20 protein-coding genes are annotated in these 20,477 nt (G+C 56.2%); 10 read left to right on the plus strand and 10 right to left on the minus strand.

Annotated elements, in window-relative coordinates; translation table 11 throughout:
- Positions 1-492 precede the first annotated feature (492 nt).
- Both AAC01S_RS09525 and AAC01S_RS09530 read left to right on the plus strand, forming a co-directional pair.
- Positions 493-819, plus strand: a complete 327-nt coding sequence (locus AAC01S_RS09525) for an ArsR/SmtB family transcription factor (protein ID WP_067621468.1) — start codon at positions 493-495, stop codon at positions 817-819.
- Positions 820-873: 54 nt separating this feature from the next.
- Complete coding sequence (locus tag AAC01S_RS09530) at positions 874-1,470, plus strand: YdeI/OmpD-associated family protein (RefSeq protein ID WP_067621469.1); 597 nt, start codon at positions 874-876, stop codon at positions 1,468-1,470.
- 143 nt (positions 1,471-1,613) lie between these two features.
- Here the strand turns inward: AAC01S_RS09530 and AAC01S_RS09535 are convergent, their stop codons facing one another.
- The 3 genes from AAC01S_RS09535 to AAC01S_RS20090 form a co-directional block, all read right to left on the minus strand.
- Positions 1,614-2,867, minus strand: a complete 1,254-nt coding sequence (locus AAC01S_RS09535; protein WP_157071117.1) for a YeeE/YedE family protein — start codon at positions 2,865-2,867, stop codon at positions 1,614-1,616.
- Positions 2,868-3,019: 152 nt separating this feature from the next.
- Complete coding sequence (gene abc-f, locus AAC01S_RS09540) at positions 3,020-4,729, minus strand: ribosomal protection-like ABC-F family protein (protein ID WP_245630152.1); 1,710 nt, start codon at positions 4,727-4,729, stop codon at positions 3,020-3,022.
- A 33-nt stretch (positions 4,730-4,762) separates the two neighbouring features.
- A complete protein-coding gene (locus AAC01S_RS20090; RefSeq protein WP_281178125.1) occupies positions 4,763-4,888 on the minus strand; it encodes a hypothetical protein in 126 nt (41 codons plus the stop codon).
- 342 nt (positions 4,889-5,230) lie between these two features.
- Between AAC01S_RS20090 and AAC01S_RS09545 the strand changes: the two genes are divergently transcribed.
- On the plus strand, positions 5,231-5,464 hold the full coding sequence (locus tag AAC01S_RS09545) for a hypothetical protein (protein WP_067621472.1): 234 nt from the start codon (positions 5,231-5,233) through the stop codon (positions 5,462-5,464).
- Positions 5,465-5,846: 382 nt separating this feature from the next.
- Positions 5,847-7,139 (plus strand): arsenic transporter, encoded by a 1,293-nt coding sequence (locus tag AAC01S_RS09550; RefSeq protein ID WP_067621473.1) that lies wholly within the window; start codon positions 5,847-5,849, stop codon positions 7,137-7,139.
- A gap of 85 nt (positions 7,140-7,224) precedes the next feature.
- Here AAC01S_RS09550 and AAC01S_RS09555 read toward each other — a convergent pair whose 3' ends face one another.
- From AAC01S_RS09555 to AAC01S_RS09565, 3 genes are all read right to left on the minus strand, one after another.
- Positions 7,225-7,755, minus strand: a complete 531-nt coding sequence (locus AAC01S_RS09555) for a hypothetical protein (RefSeq protein WP_067621474.1) — start codon at positions 7,753-7,755, stop codon at positions 7,225-7,227.
- Complete coding sequence (locus AAC01S_RS09560) at positions 7,752-8,231, minus strand: hypothetical protein (RefSeq protein ID WP_067621475.1); 480 nt, start codon at positions 8,229-8,231, stop codon at positions 7,752-7,754. Before AAC01S_RS09560 ends, AAC01S_RS09555 begins: the two co-directional genes overlap by 4 nt.
- A 198-nt stretch (positions 8,232-8,429) precedes the next feature.
- Entirely contained in the window at positions 8,430-10,046 is a 1,617-nt protein-coding gene (locus AAC01S_RS09565) for a S53 family peptidase (RefSeq protein ID WP_067621476.1), read from the minus strand.
- Between the two features lie 335 nt (positions 10,047-10,381).
- On the opposite strand from AAC01S_RS09565, the gene AAC01S_RS09570 reads away from it, so the two are divergent.
- The 4 genes from AAC01S_RS09570 (at position 10,382) to AAC01S_RS09585 (ending at position 13,403) form a co-directional block, all read left to right on the plus strand.
- Positions 10,382-10,846, plus strand: coding sequence for a GtrA family protein (locus AAC01S_RS09570; protein ID WP_067621477.1), 465 nt, complete (start codon positions 10,382-10,384; stop codon positions 10,844-10,846).
- A 97-nt stretch (positions 10,847-10,943) separates the two neighbouring features.
- Positions 10,944-11,726, plus strand: a complete 783-nt coding sequence (locus AAC01S_RS09575) for an SDR family NAD(P)-dependent oxidoreductase (protein ID WP_067621478.1) — start codon at positions 10,944-10,946, stop codon at positions 11,724-11,726.
- A gap of 37 nt (positions 11,727-11,763) precedes the next feature.
- Positions 11,764-12,372, plus strand: a complete 609-nt coding sequence (gene purN / locus AAC01S_RS09580) for a phosphoribosylglycinamide formyltransferase (protein WP_083511663.1) — start codon at positions 11,764-11,766, stop codon at positions 12,370-12,372.
- A gap of 47 nt (positions 12,373-12,419) precedes the next feature.
- Positions 12,420-13,403 carry an NAD(P)H-quinone oxidoreductase gene (locus AAC01S_RS09585; protein ID WP_067621479.1) on the plus strand — a complete coding sequence of 328 codons (984 nt, stop codon included), beginning with the start codon at positions 12,420-12,422 and terminating at the stop codon, positions 13,401-13,403.
- Between the two features lie 38 nt (positions 13,404-13,441).
- On the opposite strand, the gene AAC01S_RS09590 is transcribed toward AAC01S_RS09585, so the two are convergent.
- Entirely contained in the window at positions 13,442-15,169 is a 1,728-nt protein-coding gene (locus AAC01S_RS09590) for an ATP-binding cassette domain-containing protein (RefSeq protein ID WP_067621480.1), read from the minus strand.
- Positions 15,153-15,977, minus strand: coding sequence for an energy-coupling factor ABC transporter ATP-binding protein (locus AAC01S_RS09595; RefSeq protein ID WP_067621481.1), 825 nt, complete (start codon positions 15,975-15,977; stop codon positions 15,153-15,155). The genes AAC01S_RS09590 and AAC01S_RS09595 overlap by 17 nt, the downstream gene beginning before the upstream one ends.
- A 98-nt stretch (positions 15,978-16,075) precedes the next feature.
- Between AAC01S_RS09595 and AAC01S_RS09600 the strand changes: the two genes are divergently transcribed.
- Positions 16,076-16,651 carry a biotin transporter BioY gene (locus tag AAC01S_RS09600; protein ID WP_067621482.1) on the plus strand — a complete coding sequence of 192 codons (576 nt, stop codon included), beginning with the start codon at positions 16,076-16,078 and terminating at the stop codon, positions 16,649-16,651.
- Between the two features lie 119 nt (positions 16,652-16,770).
- Here AAC01S_RS09600 and AAC01S_RS09605 read toward each other — a convergent pair whose 3' ends face one another.
- Positions 16,771-17,397, minus strand: a complete 627-nt coding sequence (locus AAC01S_RS09605) for a hypothetical protein (protein WP_067621483.1) — start codon at positions 17,395-17,397, stop codon at positions 16,771-16,773.
- A gap of 333 nt (positions 17,398-17,730) precedes the next feature.
- Here AAC01S_RS09605 and AAC01S_RS09610 point away from each other — a divergent pair, with 333 nt between their 5' ends.
- The gene (locus AAC01S_RS09610; RefSeq protein WP_157071119.1) at positions 17,731-18,975 is read left to right on the plus strand and encodes an ATP-binding protein; all 1,245 of its coding nucleotides are present in this window, start codon (positions 17,731-17,733) and stop codon (positions 18,973-18,975) included.
- A 129-nt stretch (positions 18,976-19,104) separates the two neighbouring features.
- Here AAC01S_RS09610 and AAC01S_RS09615 read toward each other — a convergent pair whose 3' ends face one another.
- Positions 19,105-20,403 carry an LLM class flavin-dependent oxidoreductase gene (locus AAC01S_RS09615; protein ID WP_067621485.1) on the minus strand — a complete coding sequence of 433 codons (1,299 nt, stop codon included), beginning with the start codon at positions 20,401-20,403 and terminating at the stop codon, positions 19,105-19,107.
- Positions 20,404-20,477 lie beyond the last annotated feature (74 nt).

A 20,477-nucleotide genomic window follows, 5' to 3' on the forward strand; every position in this document is an offset into this window, starting at 1 on the left:
GGAGGTGCAGGAGCAAATAGGCGGCCCAGAGACGCTTATTTCGGTGAAATGGCCGGATCGAGGGAAAATAGGCGGCTCCCAGACGCCTATTTGCCTCCGCCGCCCTCGAAATGGAGGGGGTGCAGCCATTTAAGCGGTCCTCGACCGCTTATTCCGTGCAAATGAGATGATTCGACACACTTAAGCGGCCAGGGGAGGCTTATTTTCCGCTACCGCTACCGTCACCACTACCATCACTACCATCACCGCTGCTCCGATTCGTGTCCACTGAGAACTGTTCCTCTTTCATTTCTACCAAACGATGACTCTGCATAGCGCTTGCATAGAAGAATACAGCCTATCTCTGTACTCCCTTATGAATCGAAAAAGAAGATGCTCTTACAATCCCACCCTACACCCCCGCGGCGCTGGACACGACACTGATCAGTGTCCTATGATAAATCATACGTCAATGGGCATTGTTCAAACCGTGGCAGTAAAGGGGGCGTGATTTTGAGTCATACAAAACCCGCGAGGGATGTGTATGAGGCGATTGCCGACCCGACGCGACGGGAATTGCTCCGACTCTTGGCGGATGTGGATGAATCGCCTCTTCACGATTTAACAGTTCACTTTCAAATGGGGCGAACAGCGGTTTCGAAGCACTTGGCCGTGTTGAAAGAGGCTGGACTAGTGCTGGATCGGAAGGTTGGCAGGGAAACAAGGTACAAGCTCAATGCTGAGCCGCTCCGAGAAATTCAAGATTGGGTGGCTTTCTACAGCAAGTTTTGGAATTGCAAAATGGCGCGGTTAAACCAACTGCTGCAAGAGGAAGAGTAGTTTTTTATTCGATCCCGTGTGGACGGCTGATGAACAGTGGAAGAGGGGTTTTCCGTGGAGACGGATCGCAGACTGAATCCGAAGGTTGATGATTTTTTAAGAAAGTCTAAAAAGTGGAAAGAAGAATATGAGAAGCTGCGGCAGATTGTTCTGGATTGTGGGTTGACGGAAGAATACAAGTGGATGCATCCATGTTATACATTCGAGAACAAGAACATCGTTTTGATACATGGTTTTAAAGAATATTGCGCGCTTTTGTTTCACAAGGGCGCTTTGTTGAAAGATCCCTATGGAATCCTCATTCAACAGACGGAAAATGTGCAGGCGGCGCGTCAGATTCGTTTCACGCATGTGCAAGAAATTATCGATATGGAACCCATGTTGAAAGTCTACATTGAGGAAGCGATTGAAGTTGAAAGATCCGGTTTGGAAATCCAGTACAAAAAGAACACAGACTACGCTATTCCAGAAGAGTTGCACCACAAATTCGATGAAATCCCCGGCTTGAAGACTGCCTTTGAAGCCTTGACGCCGGGACGGCAGCGAGCCTACATTCTTTACTTTTCGCAACCGAAACAGCCCAAGACTCGAGTGTCGAGGGTTGAAAAATACGTAAAGCAAATTCTTGATGGAAAGGGACTCAATGATTAGATCGAGGCTCAAAAACAGGCGTGGACCACGAAATGGACAGGATGCCGAACACCGCCATGGAACTTCGCTTGTTTGGTGGTGAGAGGCAGGGGCTGGACGCCCCTCCTACTCGATGAGAACAGTTCTGTGCGAACAGGAACGGGTCAGTCCACTTTGTTCGACAGGGTGAAAATCGGACGCAGTCGAACGCCGACTAAGCTGCCGATGAATCCAAAAACTGCCCAAGCCCATCCATGCAGGCTGAATGACGCAATTCCGTCAAAATATGCCCCGATGTTGCAGCCAAAGGCGATGCGTGCCCCGTAACCCATCATGATGCCGCCGATGATGACGGCGATCGTCATCCGAGTGGGAATACGCCGAAAATACGGTTTTGGAAAACGACCAGACATCGATGCGGCCAACAGCGCGCCCAAGATAATGCTGACATCCAATGCCATCGTCGAATTGGCGAAGACATTGGCGTGAAGCGCGTGGGCGTTTGTAGGCGTCTGCCAATATCCCCAATGAGTCACGGGAATGCCGACAGCCTGTGCGATTTTTGCGCCCACGAGCGCAAAGGCAAAGGTTACGCCCCACGCGTTGCCGGTGATCATCAAAACCACTGCGTTGCCGATGGCCAGGATGACGCTTCCGGCCAGCAGTGACCAAGGGCCTTTGAACACTCTCCGCCAGCCGAGTCCATCGCCGCTCGCGAGAATCGACTTTACATTGCCGTTTCTGCGGCGTTCCCACAGCAATGTGCCAAAGAACACAATCGCTAGGAGCAGCAGGTTGAACAGAAAGCCGCCGGCCGCGCCAAACGTTTGGATGAAGGAGATAGGCTGCAACTGCCAAGTGGACTGCCACCAGCCAAAGTTCCAACTGCCTAGCACCGATCCGACGATAAAACCAAGGATGGTGAGTGCGCCGCGAACATCTCCACCGCCGGAGTGAAACAAGGTGCCTGACGCGCAGCCGTCGGCGACTTGCATACCTAAGCCAAACAAGAACGAGCCAGCGAAGACGGACAAACCGACTGGATCGACGGATCCCGTCACGGGGTGCCCGAAAATATGTCCACGCAACAGGAGTGGAAGAAACAGAATGTTGGCAATGAAAAACATCACCATATGCGATCGCAGTCCTGCGCCGCGCCGCGCAACAATGAAATTCCGCCAAGCGCTGGTGAATCCGTAGCGAGCTTGGTACAGCGTGATGCCAAGAATGCCGCCAACCAAAAAGAGCAAGGCTTGGAGCCAAGAGATGGAAAAGCCAATATACAAAGTACCGACGAGAAACAGGATGATTGCGAATACGAGAAGCCCCTTGTTGGAACCGCGGCGTTCGTTCACGGATTTCGCCGTTGTCGGTCCGTCAAGGTTGACCACGTGATTGGATACTGCCAAAACGTTCACCTCCCCTAACGAACGTCATCTTACAATAAGTAAGCAATCTAATCAAGTTTAATAATACCGGAATTGTCGGAATTGACCGTTGACGCGAAATCGCCTTGGCGTGAGCAGCCAAGGCGATCGAAGTGTCTTGCGGGGGGCTGCGCGTCATTCGCTCAATGACCGGGGGCGATTCGCTTGCTTCGCGCTTCGTCATACCCGCCGAGATACGTTGTCGCAAGGCCGTCTTCCAGCCAAACCGTGACGTTGCAGACGCGGTTGAGAAAGTGCCGATCATGCGAGACGACCACCAAGGTGCCGTCATAGTCGTCCAGGGCGTCCTCCAAGGCTTCACGCGAGTCGATATCCAGGTGGTTCGTCGGTTCGTCGAGCAAGAGCAGGTTGACGTCCTGCTGCATCAGTTGTGCCATGCGCAACCGCATCCGTTCGCCGCCGCTGAGAGACGCATACGATTTGAACACGTCCTCACCGTAGAACAGAAACTTCGCCAGAATGTTGCGCGCCTGTTCTTCGCTGACCGCGACTTCGCTTCGAAACATGCCGATCACGCTGGTTCGCAGGGGCTCATCCAGCGCCTGCTGGGACAAGTAGCCGGCGCGAACGGACGAACCCAATCGCACCTCGCCTTCGTCCGGCTGCAGTTCTCCGATCATCAGCTTCAACACCGTCGATTTGCCAGCGCCGTTGTGGCCGACGATACCCACGCGATTGCCCCAGCGCACTCGCAAATGGACATCCATGAGCACGATCCGCTCCCCGAACCGTTTGCCGACACCATGCATCGTCACCACGTCCTGCCCGCTGCGCTCTCCTACCTCAAACCGCGCAGCCATACGCGCACGCTCCAACACGGGTCTGTCGAGTTTCGCGATCCGATCCATCGCCCGCTGCATATTGGTAGCCCTCCGATGCAGTCCAGCGTTTGGCGGATGGGCACGGTTCGCCCATTCACGCAGCCGTTTGATGGCTTTGCGCATCTGTTCCAGCTTTTTCTGCTGCTCCTGATACGCGTGAAATTCGGCGAGCAGTCGCGCTTCGCGTTGCCGCATCGCACTCGTGTAGTTGCCGTGGTACACTTCCAGCTTGCCAGCATCGAGATCGAACACTTTTGTTGCGACCCGATTCAAAAATTGCCGATCATGCGAAACCACCAGCAGCGCCCCACGATAATTGGCCAGAAACGTCTCGAGCCACTCAATGGCGTCGAGATCGAGATGGTTCGTCGGTTCGTCCAGCAGCAACAGATCCGGTTCGCGCATCAACAGTGCCGCCAGCTCGACTTTGGATCGCTCACCACCGCTCAGCGACACGCACGCGGTGTCCAGCATCGCCTCGGCAATGCCCAGGCCGCCAGCCGTGGACCGAATTTTCGCGTCCACCTGATAGCCGCCGGCTTCCTCATAGCGTTGCTGCAGCGTCGCGTACTTGGCCAACAGTCGGTCGAGTTCCCCCGATTCCGCCGCTGGATCGGCCATCTGCGCTTCAACGCGCTCCATCTGCCGCTCGATCTCGCCGATGTCCGCAAACGCCCTCTTCAATCGCTGCCACACCGTCAAATCCGCGTCATACGCTGGCAGTTGCTGCAGATAACCGATTTCGATGCCGCGTTTCACAGCGACCGTTCCGCCGTCCGGCTTGCGCTCTCCGGTCAACACCCGCAATAGGGTCGATTTGCCGCAGCCGTTCGGGCCGATGAGTGCGACGCGATCGCGATGGTGAATCTCCAACGAAACGTCCTCAAACAGCGGCTCTTTGTAAAAAGCCACCCGTACATGTTGTGCCGAACAGTAGATCATGTTCACGCGCTCCTTGAGCGCCCGCATAAACAAAAAGACTGTGGGCGTAAGCTCCCACAGTCCATTCAAGTCCGATATCCGCTTGGACGAAGGAAGGCCTGCTTATGCCGAGACGCCGATTGTATGATGAAAATTGGACAAAGCTATCCCGTTCAAGCTGACCGTGCCCAATTTCACGTGGCGTTCACACATGCACCACGCATCAAACAACCTTGCGCTCGTAAGCATTCCTTCACCTCCTCCACAAGTTCAATTGTCCCCATTGTATGCGCTCAGTCTCGGCAGCGCAAGACCCGTGTATCGTCGTCCCCGCCGCATGACGCTGTAACATCGAACTTTCACCGCTGTCCGCCCATTGCCGGACGACAAAGTGTCGGAGGATGCCGTAACATAGTCTCTATGAGAATCGCATGTGCAGAGAGCTTCCATGTGTGACGCAACGGGTGCGAAGTGACTGAGGTGTTCGCTGGAGGCAAACGTTCTCATGCCCAATCCAGGAATCGAAGATCCGATGATTGGAAACAAGCACGCAGCTGGCAAATATCCCTGTTACAGCGACGGGCTGCAAGTTTGGCCTTACTGGAGATAAGACGTTCCAATGGGACGGAGAAGGAAGCGGAGGAAGCGGAGGAAGCGGAGGAAGCGGAGGAAGCGGAGGAAGCGGAGGAAGCGGAGGGTCGCCTGCGCGATCGCGCTGCCGGCCGGGCGATGGGGCGACCGACGCGAATAAGCGGCGCTAGGCCGCTTAAGTGTGTCGAATCGTCTAAGTTGCGACGAATAAGCGGCGCGCAGCCGCTTAAGTGACTGACGCCGCGCCATTCTAAGCGTAACGGAGGCAAATAAGCGTCTTTGGGCCGCCTATTTGCTTTTGGTCCGGCCATTTTGCCGAAATTGGCGTCTGAGAGCCGCTTATTTGCCTGTCACCTTCGACAGCCATCGACAGCGGGGCGTCACCCGCGCGATCACGCTACCGTAAGGGAAGATTTGTCCGCTATGTCTCGGGAGTCGCGTGCCCGCCCGCGCGATCACGCCGACGTAAGGGAAGATTTGTCCGTTATGTCGCGGAAGTCGCCTCGCCGCCCTTCGCGCCCTTGCGTGCCCTTCGTGCCCTTGCGTGCCCGCCCGCACCTTCGCCGCAAGGCTGCAACACGTTCAGATTATAATCCACCGTTGAAGGAGCCTCAGCATGGTTTACTTGGCTGTAACGTTGTTCATCGTCACATTGGTGTTTGTCATTTGGCAACCGAGGGGCTTGTCCATTGGCTGGAGTGCGATTGGCGGCGCCGTTCTGGCTCTGGTTTTCCACGTCGTGTCGTTTCACGATGTCATTTCCGTCACGAAGATCGTCTGGGATGCGACGCTCGCATTCGTAGGGATCATCATTACGTCGACCATTCTCGACAAGACAGGGTTCTTCGAGTGGGCTGCGTTGAAGATGGCGCGGGCGGCGAATGGAGACGGGCGCAGGGTGTTTCTGTTTGTCATTTTGTTAGGGGCGATGGTTTCCGCCTTTTTCGCGAATGATGGTGCTGCCTTGATTCTGACACCGATTGTGTTGGAGAAGGTCAAGTTGTTGAAGTTTGACATGAAGAAGATGATTCCGTTTATCATGGCGTCCGGATTCGTTGCCGATACCACTTCGTTGCCGCTGATCGTAAGCAATCTGGTCAACATCGTGTCGGCGGACTACTTTCATGTCGGTTTTCTAACGTACTTGGCGCATATGGTCGTGCCTGATCTGTTTTCGCTCGGCGCCAGTATGCTCATGCTGTATCTGTTTTTCCGAAGAGACATTCCGGAGAGATACAATCCGAACGATTTGTCCGATCCGTCGAGAGCCATCGTCCATCACGGCATGTTTAGGGCTTCCTGGGCGATCCTTGCGGTTCTTCTGGTTGGCTACATATTGACCGAATTGTTGCATATTCCGGTGTCGTCGGTGGTGGGTGTCATTGCGATCGTGTTTCTTATCGTCGGCAGCCGGACGCGGGTGATTCGACCGTGGAACGTGATCAAGGAAGCTCCGTGGGCAATCGTGGTCTTCTCGATTGGCATGTATGTGGTGGTCTACGGACTTCGGAATGCGGGATTAACGACGCTTCTCGGTCATGTGATTGAAGGGGCGGCGCATGACGGGTTGTTTGCCGGAACCATGGCAATGGGCTTCCTTGCGGCGATCCTCTCAAGCGTCATGAACAACCTGCCGACGGTGATGATCGATGCGCTTGCGATCCACTCGACGACGGAGACTGCCGCAACGCAGCATGTCTTGGCTTACGCGAATGTGATCGGCTGTGATCTGGGACCGAAAATGACGCCGATTGGTTCGCTGGCAACACTGCTTTGGCTGCACGTTCTTGGGAAGAAGGGTATCACGATTTCGTGGGGGCGCTATTTTCGAACTGGGATCGTGTTGACGATTCCGACGTTGTTCGTGACGTTGTCTGGGTTGTATGTGTGGAGCGTCGTGATTGGATGACTGGGAGGTACGCATGTGGAAGACGAGGGTATTCAGGTGATCACAACCCGTGTCAATAGTGTATCGTTCGAACGGCGCACGGTGGTCAACTCCCTGCGCCGTCATGGAGCGATTCATTTGAGTCGGCGCGTTTCATGAGATAGAAGAACCTGACCCAGGTGGATTGAACCAAAAGATAAATCACGAACGAGACTTGCAGTTTATAGCCATGATCATAATGGAAAATGCCGATCTTCACTGCAGCCCATTCGCAGCATGTCGAGATGAGCGCGGAGCACAGAATGTATATGGGAGAGAACTTGGGCTTTACATGGAAACGGTCGTAGACATAAAAAAACAAGTAACTGATGGGCCCGTACATCCAGTACGAAATGAAGTCCATGATTTGGAACTGAGATGTGTCGTTGACATCGTAAAAGCTGACCGGCATCACGCTGATGACGTGATCGAAAAGGAACCCACAGGTCACGCCGCACATGAAGAAGACGATGGAGAGCTTGCGCGAGAAGCGGCGCGGGAGCAGGTAGATCAATACCAGCCCGACGCAGAGCCCAATCATCACGGTCCATTCGTTTTGATTGAATTGAGTATCGTACACTTTCACGGGCTCGTTCATAGTTGGACATTCTTCCTGTCAGAGCTTCTGTACCACCGCGTTAACCCCCACGAAATGACAATGAATCCCAGATAAACGATGGATGTGGTTAACGCGTGCCAAACAAACGAGTTGCGATATGTGATGATCTTGAGAAGATCGAGCACCCAATCGAAAACTGTGAGCACCAGCCATATCGCGATGGCGGTGAGCCAATTTGGTTGCCTCCCTTCAGAGGGCTGTAATGCGTCGACTGCCATCATAATAAGCACTGGGATGGTGACCAGTCGAGTTAGAATCGTTGCAAAGGAGATGGAAGGGGCTCTGCTGATCGTTACAACGCGCAGGTTCACATCAAATATGGTATACGATGCGGTCGTCAAAATGAAAATGACACAATACAAAAATACGAGGTCCAAAATCGACAACCTCTTTGGGACGATGGAAAAGAGAATGATCGCGAGCCAGGCGAACAGGGCGCTCAATGCGAGTTGCATGTGTTAGACCCCTCAGTATACCAATGTGTAGGTACCTGTATACTACCCTTTCCAATCATCCACCATGTATGGCAAGGGTACGGATGTTGGATGGAACGAACGCGGGGCTCGTGATCGACAAGGACTGTGGGGCGGTGCCGCCACAGTCCTTGCGCAAACAGAGCGATTGTCTTTACCTCAGCGGCCGATTCCGCACGCTCACTGGTACATTTGGCCGTTGTAGATCACGAAGCCGAATGGGTGGTGCGTTTCGTCGATCACGGCGTATCCAGGATTCGCCGCGCTCGGATACGCGTCGGCTGCGGGAATGTAGCGGCCTTGCAGCGTGATCGACTGCCCCGGCGCGAGTCCAGGCACTTGGCTCGGCAGCCCGTCGGCGTCGCCGTAGCGAATGGCGACGTACGCTTGGCTGTCGATATCCTCCTGTGTGCCATTCCACACCTTCAGCACCTGGACGTCCCGGACCAGGAGCTGTTGGTGGCTGCCGTCGCTGGTGTGTTCATCCGCTTCCACCTTGTCGATCACGGCCTCCACACGCACCAGCACTCCCTTGTCGCTTCGCGGCGGCGAAGGCAGTGTGGGATTCGCGCCGCCGTCTCCGCGCAGCGGTGCCGGTTCGGGAGTCGCTGGTTCCGGATTGCTTCCGGACGGATTCGATGACGTGCTTGGGGCAGGCGAGGTCGGCGTGCGTCCAACGTTCGGCTGGCTCAGGTAGTTGATAAGCGCTGTCGCGTCGAACGAGCCGAACCCGGTGCAGGCGTCCCATCCGGGCGCAGCGTCGTAACCCTGCACACCGTTGAACGAGTTGTTGCCTGTCGTAATATCGCGGAACGCCGACTGCGCTTCCGATGCGTAGAGGGCACAAGCCACACCGGACAAAGGTGGCAGTCCGTTTTGCTCGCGCTGTTGATTCGCGAGCGCAATGACCGCCGCGAACACAGGGCACGACACCGAAGTGCCGCCGACGACAGCAGGCTGCCTTTGGAAGATGATTTGATATCCGGTCGCTGGATCGGCGTTGCACGCGATGTCAGGCAAGCCTCGCATCGAACCGGAAATGCCGTTTTGATACGCGGGTTTGTCGAAAATGGCGCTGAAGCCGCCGCCAGTCGCTCCGCCGTTTTGCGGACCGAGGTAGGTCCATGCGGTCTCCGTGCCGTTCGGGTTGAGAGATGTGCCGCCGACCGCGATTGCGAAGGGCAGCGAAGCTGGTGCATCCGCATGCCGCGTTTTCGGCCCGGTCGTATCGTGCAAGCCGTACGCGCCCTGATCGCCCGAGGAAATGCAGACGGTCACTCCTTTGGCGTCCAGTTGCTGAATCAACCGCGCCCACGCGTCCATATCGCTTTGCTCGAAGGAAGATTCGCCGTCGCCGTAGGAAATCGACAGAACGCTCGGTTGGTACTGCGTATCGTCGAGGATATATTGCAGCGTGCGCGTGATGGCAGCCGCAAATTCCGCATACGTGCTGCCGCCGTTCGCTTCGTATACCACGATGTGCGCGCCCGGCGCGATTGCGCCAGCCCATTGGAGGTCGAGCGTCGCTTCTTCATCGTCCGGACTGGACCCGTTGTCGTTGCGAGTGCCATCGACGGAGACAAACGAGACCTTCGGCGGCGTGATGCCGTGGCTTTGCCAGAACTGCGTAGCGTCTCGAAGGTTGTAGCCGTTGGAGAATTCCAGGATGCCGATGGTCTGGCCGCTGCCGTCCAGATTGGAGGGAATGTTGTACGCTTTCTTGATGTCGGCGGGGAAATAGCCCTGCCCACCGTTGGGTGCGGCAGCGTCACCAAACAAAATCGTGCGTCGCGTCATGTTCGAGCCAACCTCCTTGGGGATCGAAAAGTTTGGGACTGCGTGTCCCATATATACGAATTCGATCACGCCGACAGAATTGTGTTGGATCTGTTCCGGGTTTTCTAAAAATGGGCGTGCGGCGAGGCCGCGGGGCCTTCGTCTGTAAGCGTCCAGGAAGCCGATGGGACGTTGTAATCCACGTGTACTGCCGCGTGGCGAACGACATACAATTTTGCCATATGGGCACCTCCAGACGGATTCCGACGATTTCGAAGAATTCGTGCTCGTTTCGAATTCTATGCGGTATACTGTAGCTCGGCCGTAGTCTTGCGGTCGAACTCAGGAGGAAACCTATGATTGTCCGAGTGCTGCGGAAGTACGTGTTCCGTCGCTATGCGAAGTTTCTTCTCATCGGTGTGGTGAACGCGTGTATCGATTTGATCGTGCTGAACGGGTTGTTGTTTTTGATTCCCGTGCGATCCAGTTTTCTACTAACCATGTACAATACGATTGGCGTCATCTGCGCCATCTTGAATAGCTACTTCTGGAATCGATATTGGGCCTTCAAGGACATCGCCCGCGGCGGTCGCACGGAAAGGTTCAAGTTTTTCGCTCAGGCTCTGATCAATATTGCGCTGAATGACGTGATTGTCGTGGTTGCGACGAAATACCTCACGGCGAACCGCTCCATCCCCTTCGTGGTCAGCAGCGATCTCGCCAAAGGCCTCGCCATGCTCCTCTCATCGTCACTCACTTACATACTTCTCAAGTATGTCGTTTTTCGCGGCGCGCGTACATCGGGAGCGCGGAAAGATTGAGCCGTTTTGTTATGATGGTGGTACAAAGGCGGCCGGACATCGCCGTCACAGGCACGATGCTGCACATTCACTTGTTTCTCAGAGGGAGGGCATTCCTATGGATCTAGGCGTGAAGGGCAAGGTCGCTCTCATCACCGGCGGCAGCAAAGGCATCGGTTTCGCGACCGCGCTGGAATTGGCGAAGGAAGGTGCGCGAGTTGCCATCTGCGCGCGAACGGAGGCTGATTTACAGAGGGCGGCGGCCGAGATTCAATCCGCGGCACATGGCGACGTGTTTTACGTGCCGGCTGACGTGCGCCAGGCGGACGATTGCGCGCGGGTTGTGCAGGCGGTCTTCCATCACTATGGCCGCCTGGATATCTTGATCAACAATGCAGGCACGTCGAACGCTCGACCGTTTACCGAGGTCGGCGAGGAAACGTGGCGGGACGACATCGATTTGAAGGTGTTCGCGGCTATCCACTGTTCGAAGGCGGCAGTGCCCCTGATGAGGCAAAACGGCGGCGGATCGATTGTCAATGTGACGGCCATCGGCGGCAAGGCGCCGTCCGCGAGCTCGGTGCCGACGTCGGTCAGCCGCGCCGCAGGGCTTGCGTTGACGAAGGCGATGAGCAAGGATCTGGGACCCGATGGCATCCGTGTGAACGCGGTGTGCATCGGTTTGGTTCGATCCCATCAAATCGAAAAGATGGCGGCGCGGACGTACCCGGATCTCGCGTGGGAAACGTATGCCCGCTTGCCCGAACATGGGGTGCCGCTCGGCCGCATCGGCGATACGGAGGAAGCGGCGCGCGTGATTGCGTTTCTTGCTTCCGACGCCGCGTCGTACGTGTCAGGCACCGCGGTGAACATCGACGGCGGCAAAGCGGCCGTCTTGTGACACGGCCTACATCCAAGTACAGGAGCGTCGATAGCGAGTGACTTTGAGAATCGGATTTCTGGCGTCGCACAACGGATCGAGCATGCGAACCATCCTGCAAGCCATCGACGACGGCGCCATCGACGCGCAGCCGACCATCTGCATCAGCAACAACGCGTCGTCCGGGGCCATCGCTTATGCCAAGGATCGAGGCATTCCGACGCGCTGCCTGAACGCGAAGGTTTGCGGCGGTGAGGAAGCGGTGGATCGAGCCATCCGCGACGCCCTTCAAGCGGTGCGTACAGACTACGTGATTCTGTCTGGGTATATGAAGCGAATCGGTCTGCTTACGCTCGCCGCGTTTCCGGATCGGATCTTCAATATTCATCCCAGTCTCCTGCCCGCGTTTGGCGGCGAAGGCATGTATGGCATGAACGTGCATCGCGCCGTGCTTGCCGCAGGCGTCCCTGAAACGGGAGCGACGGTTCACGTCGTGGACGAGGTGTACGATCACGGCCGCATTCTAGCCCAAGTTCGCGTCCCGGTTCTCCCGGACGATACCGAAGAGACCATCCGCGCAAGGGTGGCCGCCGAAGAAGGACCATTGTACGTCAAGGTGTTGACCGAATTGGCGAAAGGCGAAAACGCCCAAAATATGTTAAGCTGATTCGGAATCTGGAAACGTGTTGACCTGCGTGATGGGAGGTTGCGAATATGCTGGCAATTACCACGCCATCTTTCGGCGCTCCGGAGGTGCTCACCATCGCCGAGGTGGAGACACCTCGGCCCATGCCCGGCGAAGTGTTGGTACGCGTTCGTGCGACCGCGCTGAACCGTGCAGATCTGCTGCAGCGACGGGGGCTGTATCCGCCGCCCAAGGGCGCGACAGACATTCTCGGCCTGGAGATGGCGGGGGAAGTGGCTGAAGTCGGCGAGGGAGTTGGTGGTGTGGCCAATGGAGATCGCGTCATGGCCCTGTTGCCAGGAGGCGGTTACGCCCAGTACGTCCCAGTGCCGGCCGGCATGCTGATGAAACTGCCGGATTCCATGACTTTTGCCCAAGGCGCAGCCATCCCGGAAGCGTTTTTGACGGCTTATCTCAACTTGTTCCCAATCGGTCGGCTGTCGCCAGGCGAAACCGTGTTGGTGCACGCTGGTGCAAGCGGCGTCGGGACGTCCGCGATTCAGTTGATCCGGCTGGCGGGGGCGAGATCGATTGTCACAGCCGGCTCCGAGTCGAAGATCGAACGTTGCTTGGCCCTGGGTGCTGAGGCCGGTTGGAACTACCACGACGGATCGTTCAGATCCTTCGTCGAGGAGCAGACGGCAGGTGAAGGTGTCAACGTGATCTTCGACTTCATCGGGGCGCCGTATTTCGCGGACAACCTGGCGTCGCTCGCCGTCGACGGCCGTCTGATCATCATCGGCACGATGGGCGGAACACAGGTCGAAGACATCAATCTCGGCATGCTCCTGTCGCGGCGTTTGGAAGTCATCGGGACGGCGTTGCGATCCAGATCGCTCGCCACCAAAATCGAACTGACCGCGGCGTTTCAGACATTCGCCGGGGATGCCTTGGCGCGTGGGGAGATTGCGCCGGTGATTGATTCGGTCTTTGACTGGAAAGACGTGCAGGAAGCGCACCGATATATGGAGTCGAACAAAAATGTCGGCAAGATTGTGCTGGCTGTCGACTGACGCCTGACAGTGAGGGCTGACCGATGACCGGTCGGCCCTCAGCGTTTTTCACACACCGACAAGACCAGTACGGCGGTCGTCGCGACAAGACCGAATGCGGTGAACCCAACATCGCGCCATGTCCACCGTCGCCGCGGCGCCGCGTTGGTTGGGAACGGTCGAATAAAGATCAGGCGGGCCGCCATCGCGTCCGCGGTCGTCTCGCCAAATTGGATGAGGCGAATCACCAACGGCGTCAAGATATGGACGATGCGCAGCCACGCCCACGCCCGTGATGTTCCGCGCGCGTGCGAACGGCGGCCCAGCGTGCGTGCCTCGTAGGCGCGAACCTGTTGGCGATACATCGCGTCGATGGCCGATATATACCGCGTCACCAGCATGGCGATCACGCCGGTCGTCCGCTGCCATGGCTGTGGCAGACGCAGTGCGCCGAACGTCCGAGCAAAGAGCGCGCCGACTTCGAGTGGTGTGAACCCGGTCACGTACAATTGGCTGAATTGCAGATAGCACCAGTACGGGACGATTTCGCGCAGATCCTGGACTGCAGCCTGCGCATGAAACGCGGGGTGCGCATGAAACGGCGGACCGAGCTGCAAGGCGCTTACGGCGAGCGTGAGTATGGCGAAAACGGCCCAGCCAGCGGTCAAGCGCATGGTCCTTCGCAATGGAGTTCGCAAGGCGATGAGGATACCGATGGTGGCCGCGACCGCTACAGCCAGCGGGGCAGGCTTGCCCGCGCAGGCGATCGCGATGGTCAATGCGGTCAGAACGAGCCAGCGCAGTCGAATGTCGATGTCGGCCGCAGGTGTTCGGCGGCCCTCGCCGCCCTCGCGGTCGTCGGGATCGGACCACCGCTCTCCGCGATCCAGCGGCTGCGGCACGGCTTTCGACCTTGGCGCCTGAAAGTCTCCGCTCGCCAAGGCAATCCGGAGCTTGGCGCCGAGTTGCTCTGGCGCGGCGTCGTCCAGTGTTCCCGCTGTATCGCCGGGCAGCAGTCCGGTCTCGCGGAGCATCGCGCGCAGTCGCAGGCCAGGTGAGAGGCCAACGCCCGCTTCAAGCAATCGTTCCGGCTCCGCGCAGATTGCCTCCGGTGGGCCGTCGAACACGATGCGGCCACCATCCAGCAGCCAGACTCGGGTTGCCATGGGCAGGAAGTCGTCGAGATCGTGCGTGCTGACAATTGCCGTTTGCCCGTTCGCCACCTGTCGCTGCAACTGGCACAGCACGGCTGATCTCGCCTTCGCATCCAATCCGGCCGTCGGCTCGTCGAGGAGCAAATACTTGGCCGACTGCGCCTCGGCCAAGGCATACGCGAATTTTCGTTTCGTCCCCGTACTCCACGTCGGCGGCAGCGAGGTCGGCGACACATCCAGCAGTCCGAGCGGCGACAGCGATTTCGCCTGGACGATTGGCCATTGTCGCACGATCTCGTCGACCGATCTCCGCAGCGTGAACGCGAATTCTTCGCTGGCATTCGTTCCGAACAGGCTCGTTTCCGGCGTCTGGTAGAGATAGGCGAGCGAGGTGTTCGATGAAGGCGGCCTTGTTGACGCGTCGGGACCAGTTGTGTCGTCGCCGTGATGAAGCGTGATCGAGCCCTCCGTGGGTGCGGAAAGCCCTGCCAATACGTCGAGCAGGGTTGATTTGCCCGCACCGTTCGCGCCAATCACGACGACCAGTTCACCCAGCCCCACACTCAGCTCCGGTACGTCCAGGCGAACTTTTCCATTCGTTGTGACGCGAACCTGCTCAAGCTTGATGGCCATGCACGAGTACCTCCACCAGTTGTTCTTCCGACAACGGCGACACCTGCCGCGCCCACACGGGGTGGATGCTTTTCGCCACCCGCACGAGATATGGCGGCTCGAATCCCCACTGTTCGCAGGGCGACTCGCCGTAGAAAAACTCCGCGGGTGTCCAGTCGCCGACCATCGTTCCCGCGTGGAACAGCAGCACTCTGTCGCAGGCGAGCACGTCTTCCATGTGGTGCGTGATCGACAAAATCGTCTTGCCCGATTGCGTCAGTTGTCGCAACAGGACGGATATCCTGGCGCGCGCGGCGGGATTAAGTTCCTGCAGGGCTTCGTCGAGGATCAGCACGTCCGCCCCGGACATGATGCACTGTGCAATGCACAAGCGGGCGAGCTGTCCGCCGGACAGATGATGGATTGGGGTGTCGAGCGGAATGTCGAGATCGAAGTCGCGGCAGATGCTCCGGACCGCTTCAGGCCGAACCTGTGCCTCCGAGGATGCGGGGGAGGCTGCCAAGGTCATCGCCAATTCTTCATAGACTGTCGATCCCAGGACCTGCGCCGCCGGCGGTTGAAACACCATCTGGACGCGAGCGCTCGGCTGCCGCCGGATGGGTTCGCCGAATACGCTCACGTCGCCGGATGCGAGCGGGATCAACCCAGCCAGCACCCTCGCGAACGTCGTCTTGCCTGCGCCATTGTGTCCGCAGATCGCCACGAACTGACCCGCGTCCACCCGCACATTGACGCGTTGGAGTGTCGATTTTTGCTGACCGATTCGACGCACCACCGCGTCCCGAACTTCAATCGCGATTTCTCCCAAACCTATTCCCTCGTTTACGTCTCTATGGTATTCTTTCGATTGTTAACTTTACGTATATAATAAGTTAACAATATGGATTCAGTAAAGGAGAATGACCATTGCGATATCGAGGTCTGATCTTCTCGACACTGTTCGCGGCTTTGTTCGCGGTCTTGAGTCTGGTCGAGATTCCCATCGGCACTGTGCCGATCTCCCTCGAAACACTCATCGTCATGATCGCCGGGGGCCTGCTCGGACCTTGGTACGGAGGGCTCACATTTCTCATCGTGATCGGCCTCGATCTCGCCGGCCTTCCGCTCATCGCCGGCCACGCTGGCCCGAGCTTCCTCGTCAGCGCCACTGCCGGCTATATCTGGGGGTGGCCGTTCTGCGCCTTCTTCGCAGGACTTGCTGTCCGACGGGTACGCGTCGGAGCAAGAGGCGAGTGGATTTGGCTGCTGCTGATTCTCTTTTTTCTCGGCGACTTTCTCTGCTACTTTTCGGGGGTGCTGTGGCTGCGCCACGTCGTCGCGGCGGTTCGTCCGTGGGGATCCGCCTTGGCGGCAGGCTTCTGGCCTTATCTCCCAGGGGATGCGGCCAAGGCCGTGATCGCAGCCATCATCGTCGCGCGCGTTCGCCGCATCTATCCGATGGACTCCATCACGCGCGGCGAGCAGTTCGTTCAAGGCGATTGAGCAGAATTGGTGTTGACGGACAAGGGGCGGAGCGCCGCCCTGATCCAGGTGACTGGCGGCGGATGAGAGGTTGACCTCCGCCAGTCACGAGTCCTCAGCAAACTCGACTATCGATTGCATCATTCTGCGGAATTCGCGTACTGGTAGAATCCTTTACCTACGCGTTGAATGAGACCGTTTGACTTGATCATTAAGTTGGACAATTTCACAGCTGGATTACTGCCCCATTTGATTTCAGGCAACAGAGAACGCAACTCGCCCGCTTTCACCGGGCGGCGAATTTCCTTCAATACTTTGAGAAGAGCCGATAGTTCTTCAGTAAGTCGATCACTTTTTTCAGCGTTCATACCGGTGCTAGGTTTGTCCGCCACCGGCCCCCGAACCTCTTTCGCATGTTCCCTTGAAACAGCTCGATCCGCGCTTTCTCGCGATTGCGAAGTCAACATGCTCCGGAGCTCTTGGATTTCTTCTCGCAACGAAATCATCTCTTCGCGCAACTTGGCGTCGACAGCCTTTTCGATCACCTCAGGCAGAACTCGGGAGATGGCAGCCTCCACGGACGTTGCAAATATCTTGGAGAAGGTTTCCAATCCTTCCTGGGTAAACGTCGCAGCGACATTGTCCGTTCTTGCACTGCGCGGATTGCCGCTGTCCTTTTGACTTGAATGACGAGAGTTCGGCGTATTTGTTCGCTGATTGGCATTGCCCAAGTTCGCTTTTGAATTTGGCCCATTTGTCCAACTCACTCATCATGACTCCCTTAGTATTTTGTCATCCATCGTACCATAAGAAAGTCAGTCATTGGCGACAGATTCGCACGGTGCGCCAGAAATAGGTTTGTCGATTCTATGCGGAAAGGCCCGTGAAGGCGCAGGGAGTTGATGTATACTGGTTTTGCAAACCGTTCAATTTTTCTAGACTCTCATATCTAGCGGACAGGGGCGACAACCAGAGTGGAAGTCCGGGATTTTTTAGCGGGGCTGCTGTTTGCGTACATACCACTTATTTTGTGTGAATTTTGGTATACCAGAAGAGCGCACGCACCCTCTACAAGGTATTTGACAAGTTCGGGTTTGGTCGTGTTGATCGGCGTTTTTTCGTCATTGTGCACTTTGTTTACGTTTCAAATCGGGCCAGGTACACCGCTGAATTTCGCCTTGGTGTGTCTGACATGGGGATTCTTCCTGCTCCCTTGGAGCAGAGCGCTCGTATCCCTAGTGATATACATGCTGTGCCAAATCACCATGTCGTTTGTGTTACTCACGGAAAAAGGCGATTCTGCGCAACAAGTGACGCACATCGTCGTATCCGGGTTAAAACACTCGATTCTCACCGTGATCGTGTTTGCTGTATTCATGTCGATCACGTCCTGGATCCTGCGCAATCAGTCCGCATTTTACAGAGGCATGGGCATGGTCGTCGCTTTATGTTGTTACGGCGCTTTTGATTACATTTATACCATGCGCACGTTGATGCGCGCTCCGTTGAATGCGGGCGATTTTGCTTGGTTTCTTGCGATCGTAGGTGCGGCGGTTGCGAGCGCCGTGAGGGTGACCGTAGGAGGTTACAACGCGCGGATCATGGCGGAGAATCAAGTGCGTCTGGAGAAATCCGAGCTAGTAAGCCAATTGGCGGCGTCGGTTGCTCACGAGATACGGAATCCCATCACCGTCGTTCGTGGATTTACTCAACTCCTCGCGAGCAAGGAGTTTGACCGTAAAACGGCAGTCGGTTTTTACAGCACGATGGTGGAAGAACTGGACCGGGCGGAGTCTATCATTGGCGAATATTTGAACATCGCGAAATCGCCTCTCAGTGATGACGAAACCAATGTCAATTTGTCCGTCTTGGTAACAGGTGCCGTTCAGGCATTACAGCCGTATGCCTTGAACAAGAATGTGGATCTTCAGTCGACAGTGTGTGAAGAAGCGGTGATTCGCGGGAATTATTCGACGATCTTACAGGCGGTTATCAATGTGATCAAAAATGCGATTGAAGCATGCACGGACAAAGAGTCCGCGTCCGTCAAAGTCCATTTAAGCAAGGTGAAGGCGAAGGCTGAACTGACCGTGGTGGATACAGGCAGTGGCATGTCCAAAACGACGTTGGACAAGCTGGGCCAGCCGTACTACTCAACAAAGTCTCAGGGAACGGGTCTCGGGTTGACATTGACCTATAAGGTAATTCACGAACTGGGCGGCAAAATCGTTGTCCACAGCGAAGTAGGGCTGGGAACGACATTCTCAATCATCTTTCCATTGGCTGAAAACGTCTTGTTCAAGACGGCCAGTGTAGGCGTCGCTCAATTGCAAGCGGACAGCTAGTCGACGTTCTGCGATTCGGTATCCGAGATAGTTCTTGATCCCGGTGGCGGGCAAGAGGTCGTACGTGCCCTAAGTCGGCATCGAGATCGCCTGCCCGCGACTTTCTCGGAGGACAAAGGAGTGGACGTGTCACACAAGGCCATAATGTTCTCGCAATGTGGTCCCTTCGTATTCCGTACGGAATAGCCCGCGTCGGCGCAACTCCGGAATAATATGCTCTATGAACTCTTCGAGTCCTCCAAACATGAGCTGGGGCATAACGTTGAACCCATCCGCTGCACCATCACAGAACCACCGCTCCATCTCGTCGGCAATATCCTTCGGGGTGCCCGTGATGGTCTTGTGCCCTCTGCCACCCGCCAGGCGAACAAGTAAATCGCGAATCGTCAGGTTTTCCCTCTTCGCTAAATCAGCGATCAATTCCGATCGACTTCGATGCCCCTCGACCTTATCCATGGGCAGCTCAGGAAACGGGCCGTCTAAAGGATACGGAGATAGATCGAATCCAATCCGGTTCGATAACTGCGATAAACTGTATTCTGGCGTTGTTAAGGTGTGTAGTCGGCGCTCCTTCGCTTTCGCCTCAGATTTTGTGGTACCAATGATTGGGCAAATGCCAGGCAATACTTTCACTCGGGCTGGATCTCTGCCCGCCTGGGCGACGCGGGTTTTTATGTCTGAATAAAACTTTTTCGCGTCGTCGAATGTTTGCTGAGCCGTAAATATTGCTTCCGCCCACTTCGCAGCAAATTCCTTCCCATCCTCGGAAGAGCCAGCCTGTACGAGCAGCGGTCGTCCTTGAGGCGAACGCGGCATGTTTAAAGGACCACGCACAGCGAAATACGTGCCTCGGTGCTGAATTTCACGTACGCGATTCGGATCGGCGAATACTCCATTCTGTTGATCGAGAATCAGGGCGTCAGGAGACCAACTGTCCCACAATTTTAATGCTACCTCAACAAATTCATTTGCGCGTTCGTATCGCTCACGGTGCAATGGACTTGAATCGTAGCTGAAATTTTGCGCTTCTACGTCGGTTCCGGAAGTCACGATATTCCAACCAACTCGTCCCATGCTCAATCGATCAATTGACGAAAATCTCCTGGCGAGATTGAATGGGTCGTTGAACGACGTCGACACAGTTCCGATCAGGCCGATCCGATGGGTTACCACAGCGAGCGCAGACATCAGGGTGAGAGGCTCATAGCCAGATGCAGCGCCATGCGCGACTGCTTGCGGGGATATGGATAATCGATCCGCAAAGAAGATCGAATCAAATTTCGCTTCCTCAGCCAACTGTGTAAGACGCTGGTAATGATCAAATTTGTAAATTTGCGACAAGTCCGTGTCGGGATGTCTCCACGCTGCTTCGTGATGTCCGACATGGGTCAGGAACAGGTTCAAGTGCATAGTCCGTAAGGCAGTCATCGGTTTTCCTCCTCGACAGGAATGGATGCGCGAGAACTTCATGCAATCAAAAAAGACTTCCCTGATCGCGCTCC

Origin of the sequence: Alicyclobacillus acidiphilus NBRC 100859, from assembly GCF_001544355.1 — a bacterium.
In the GTDB taxonomy this organism is placed as follows: domain Bacteria; phylum Bacillota; class Bacilli; order Alicyclobacillales; family Alicyclobacillaceae; genus Alicyclobacillus; species Alicyclobacillus acidiphilus.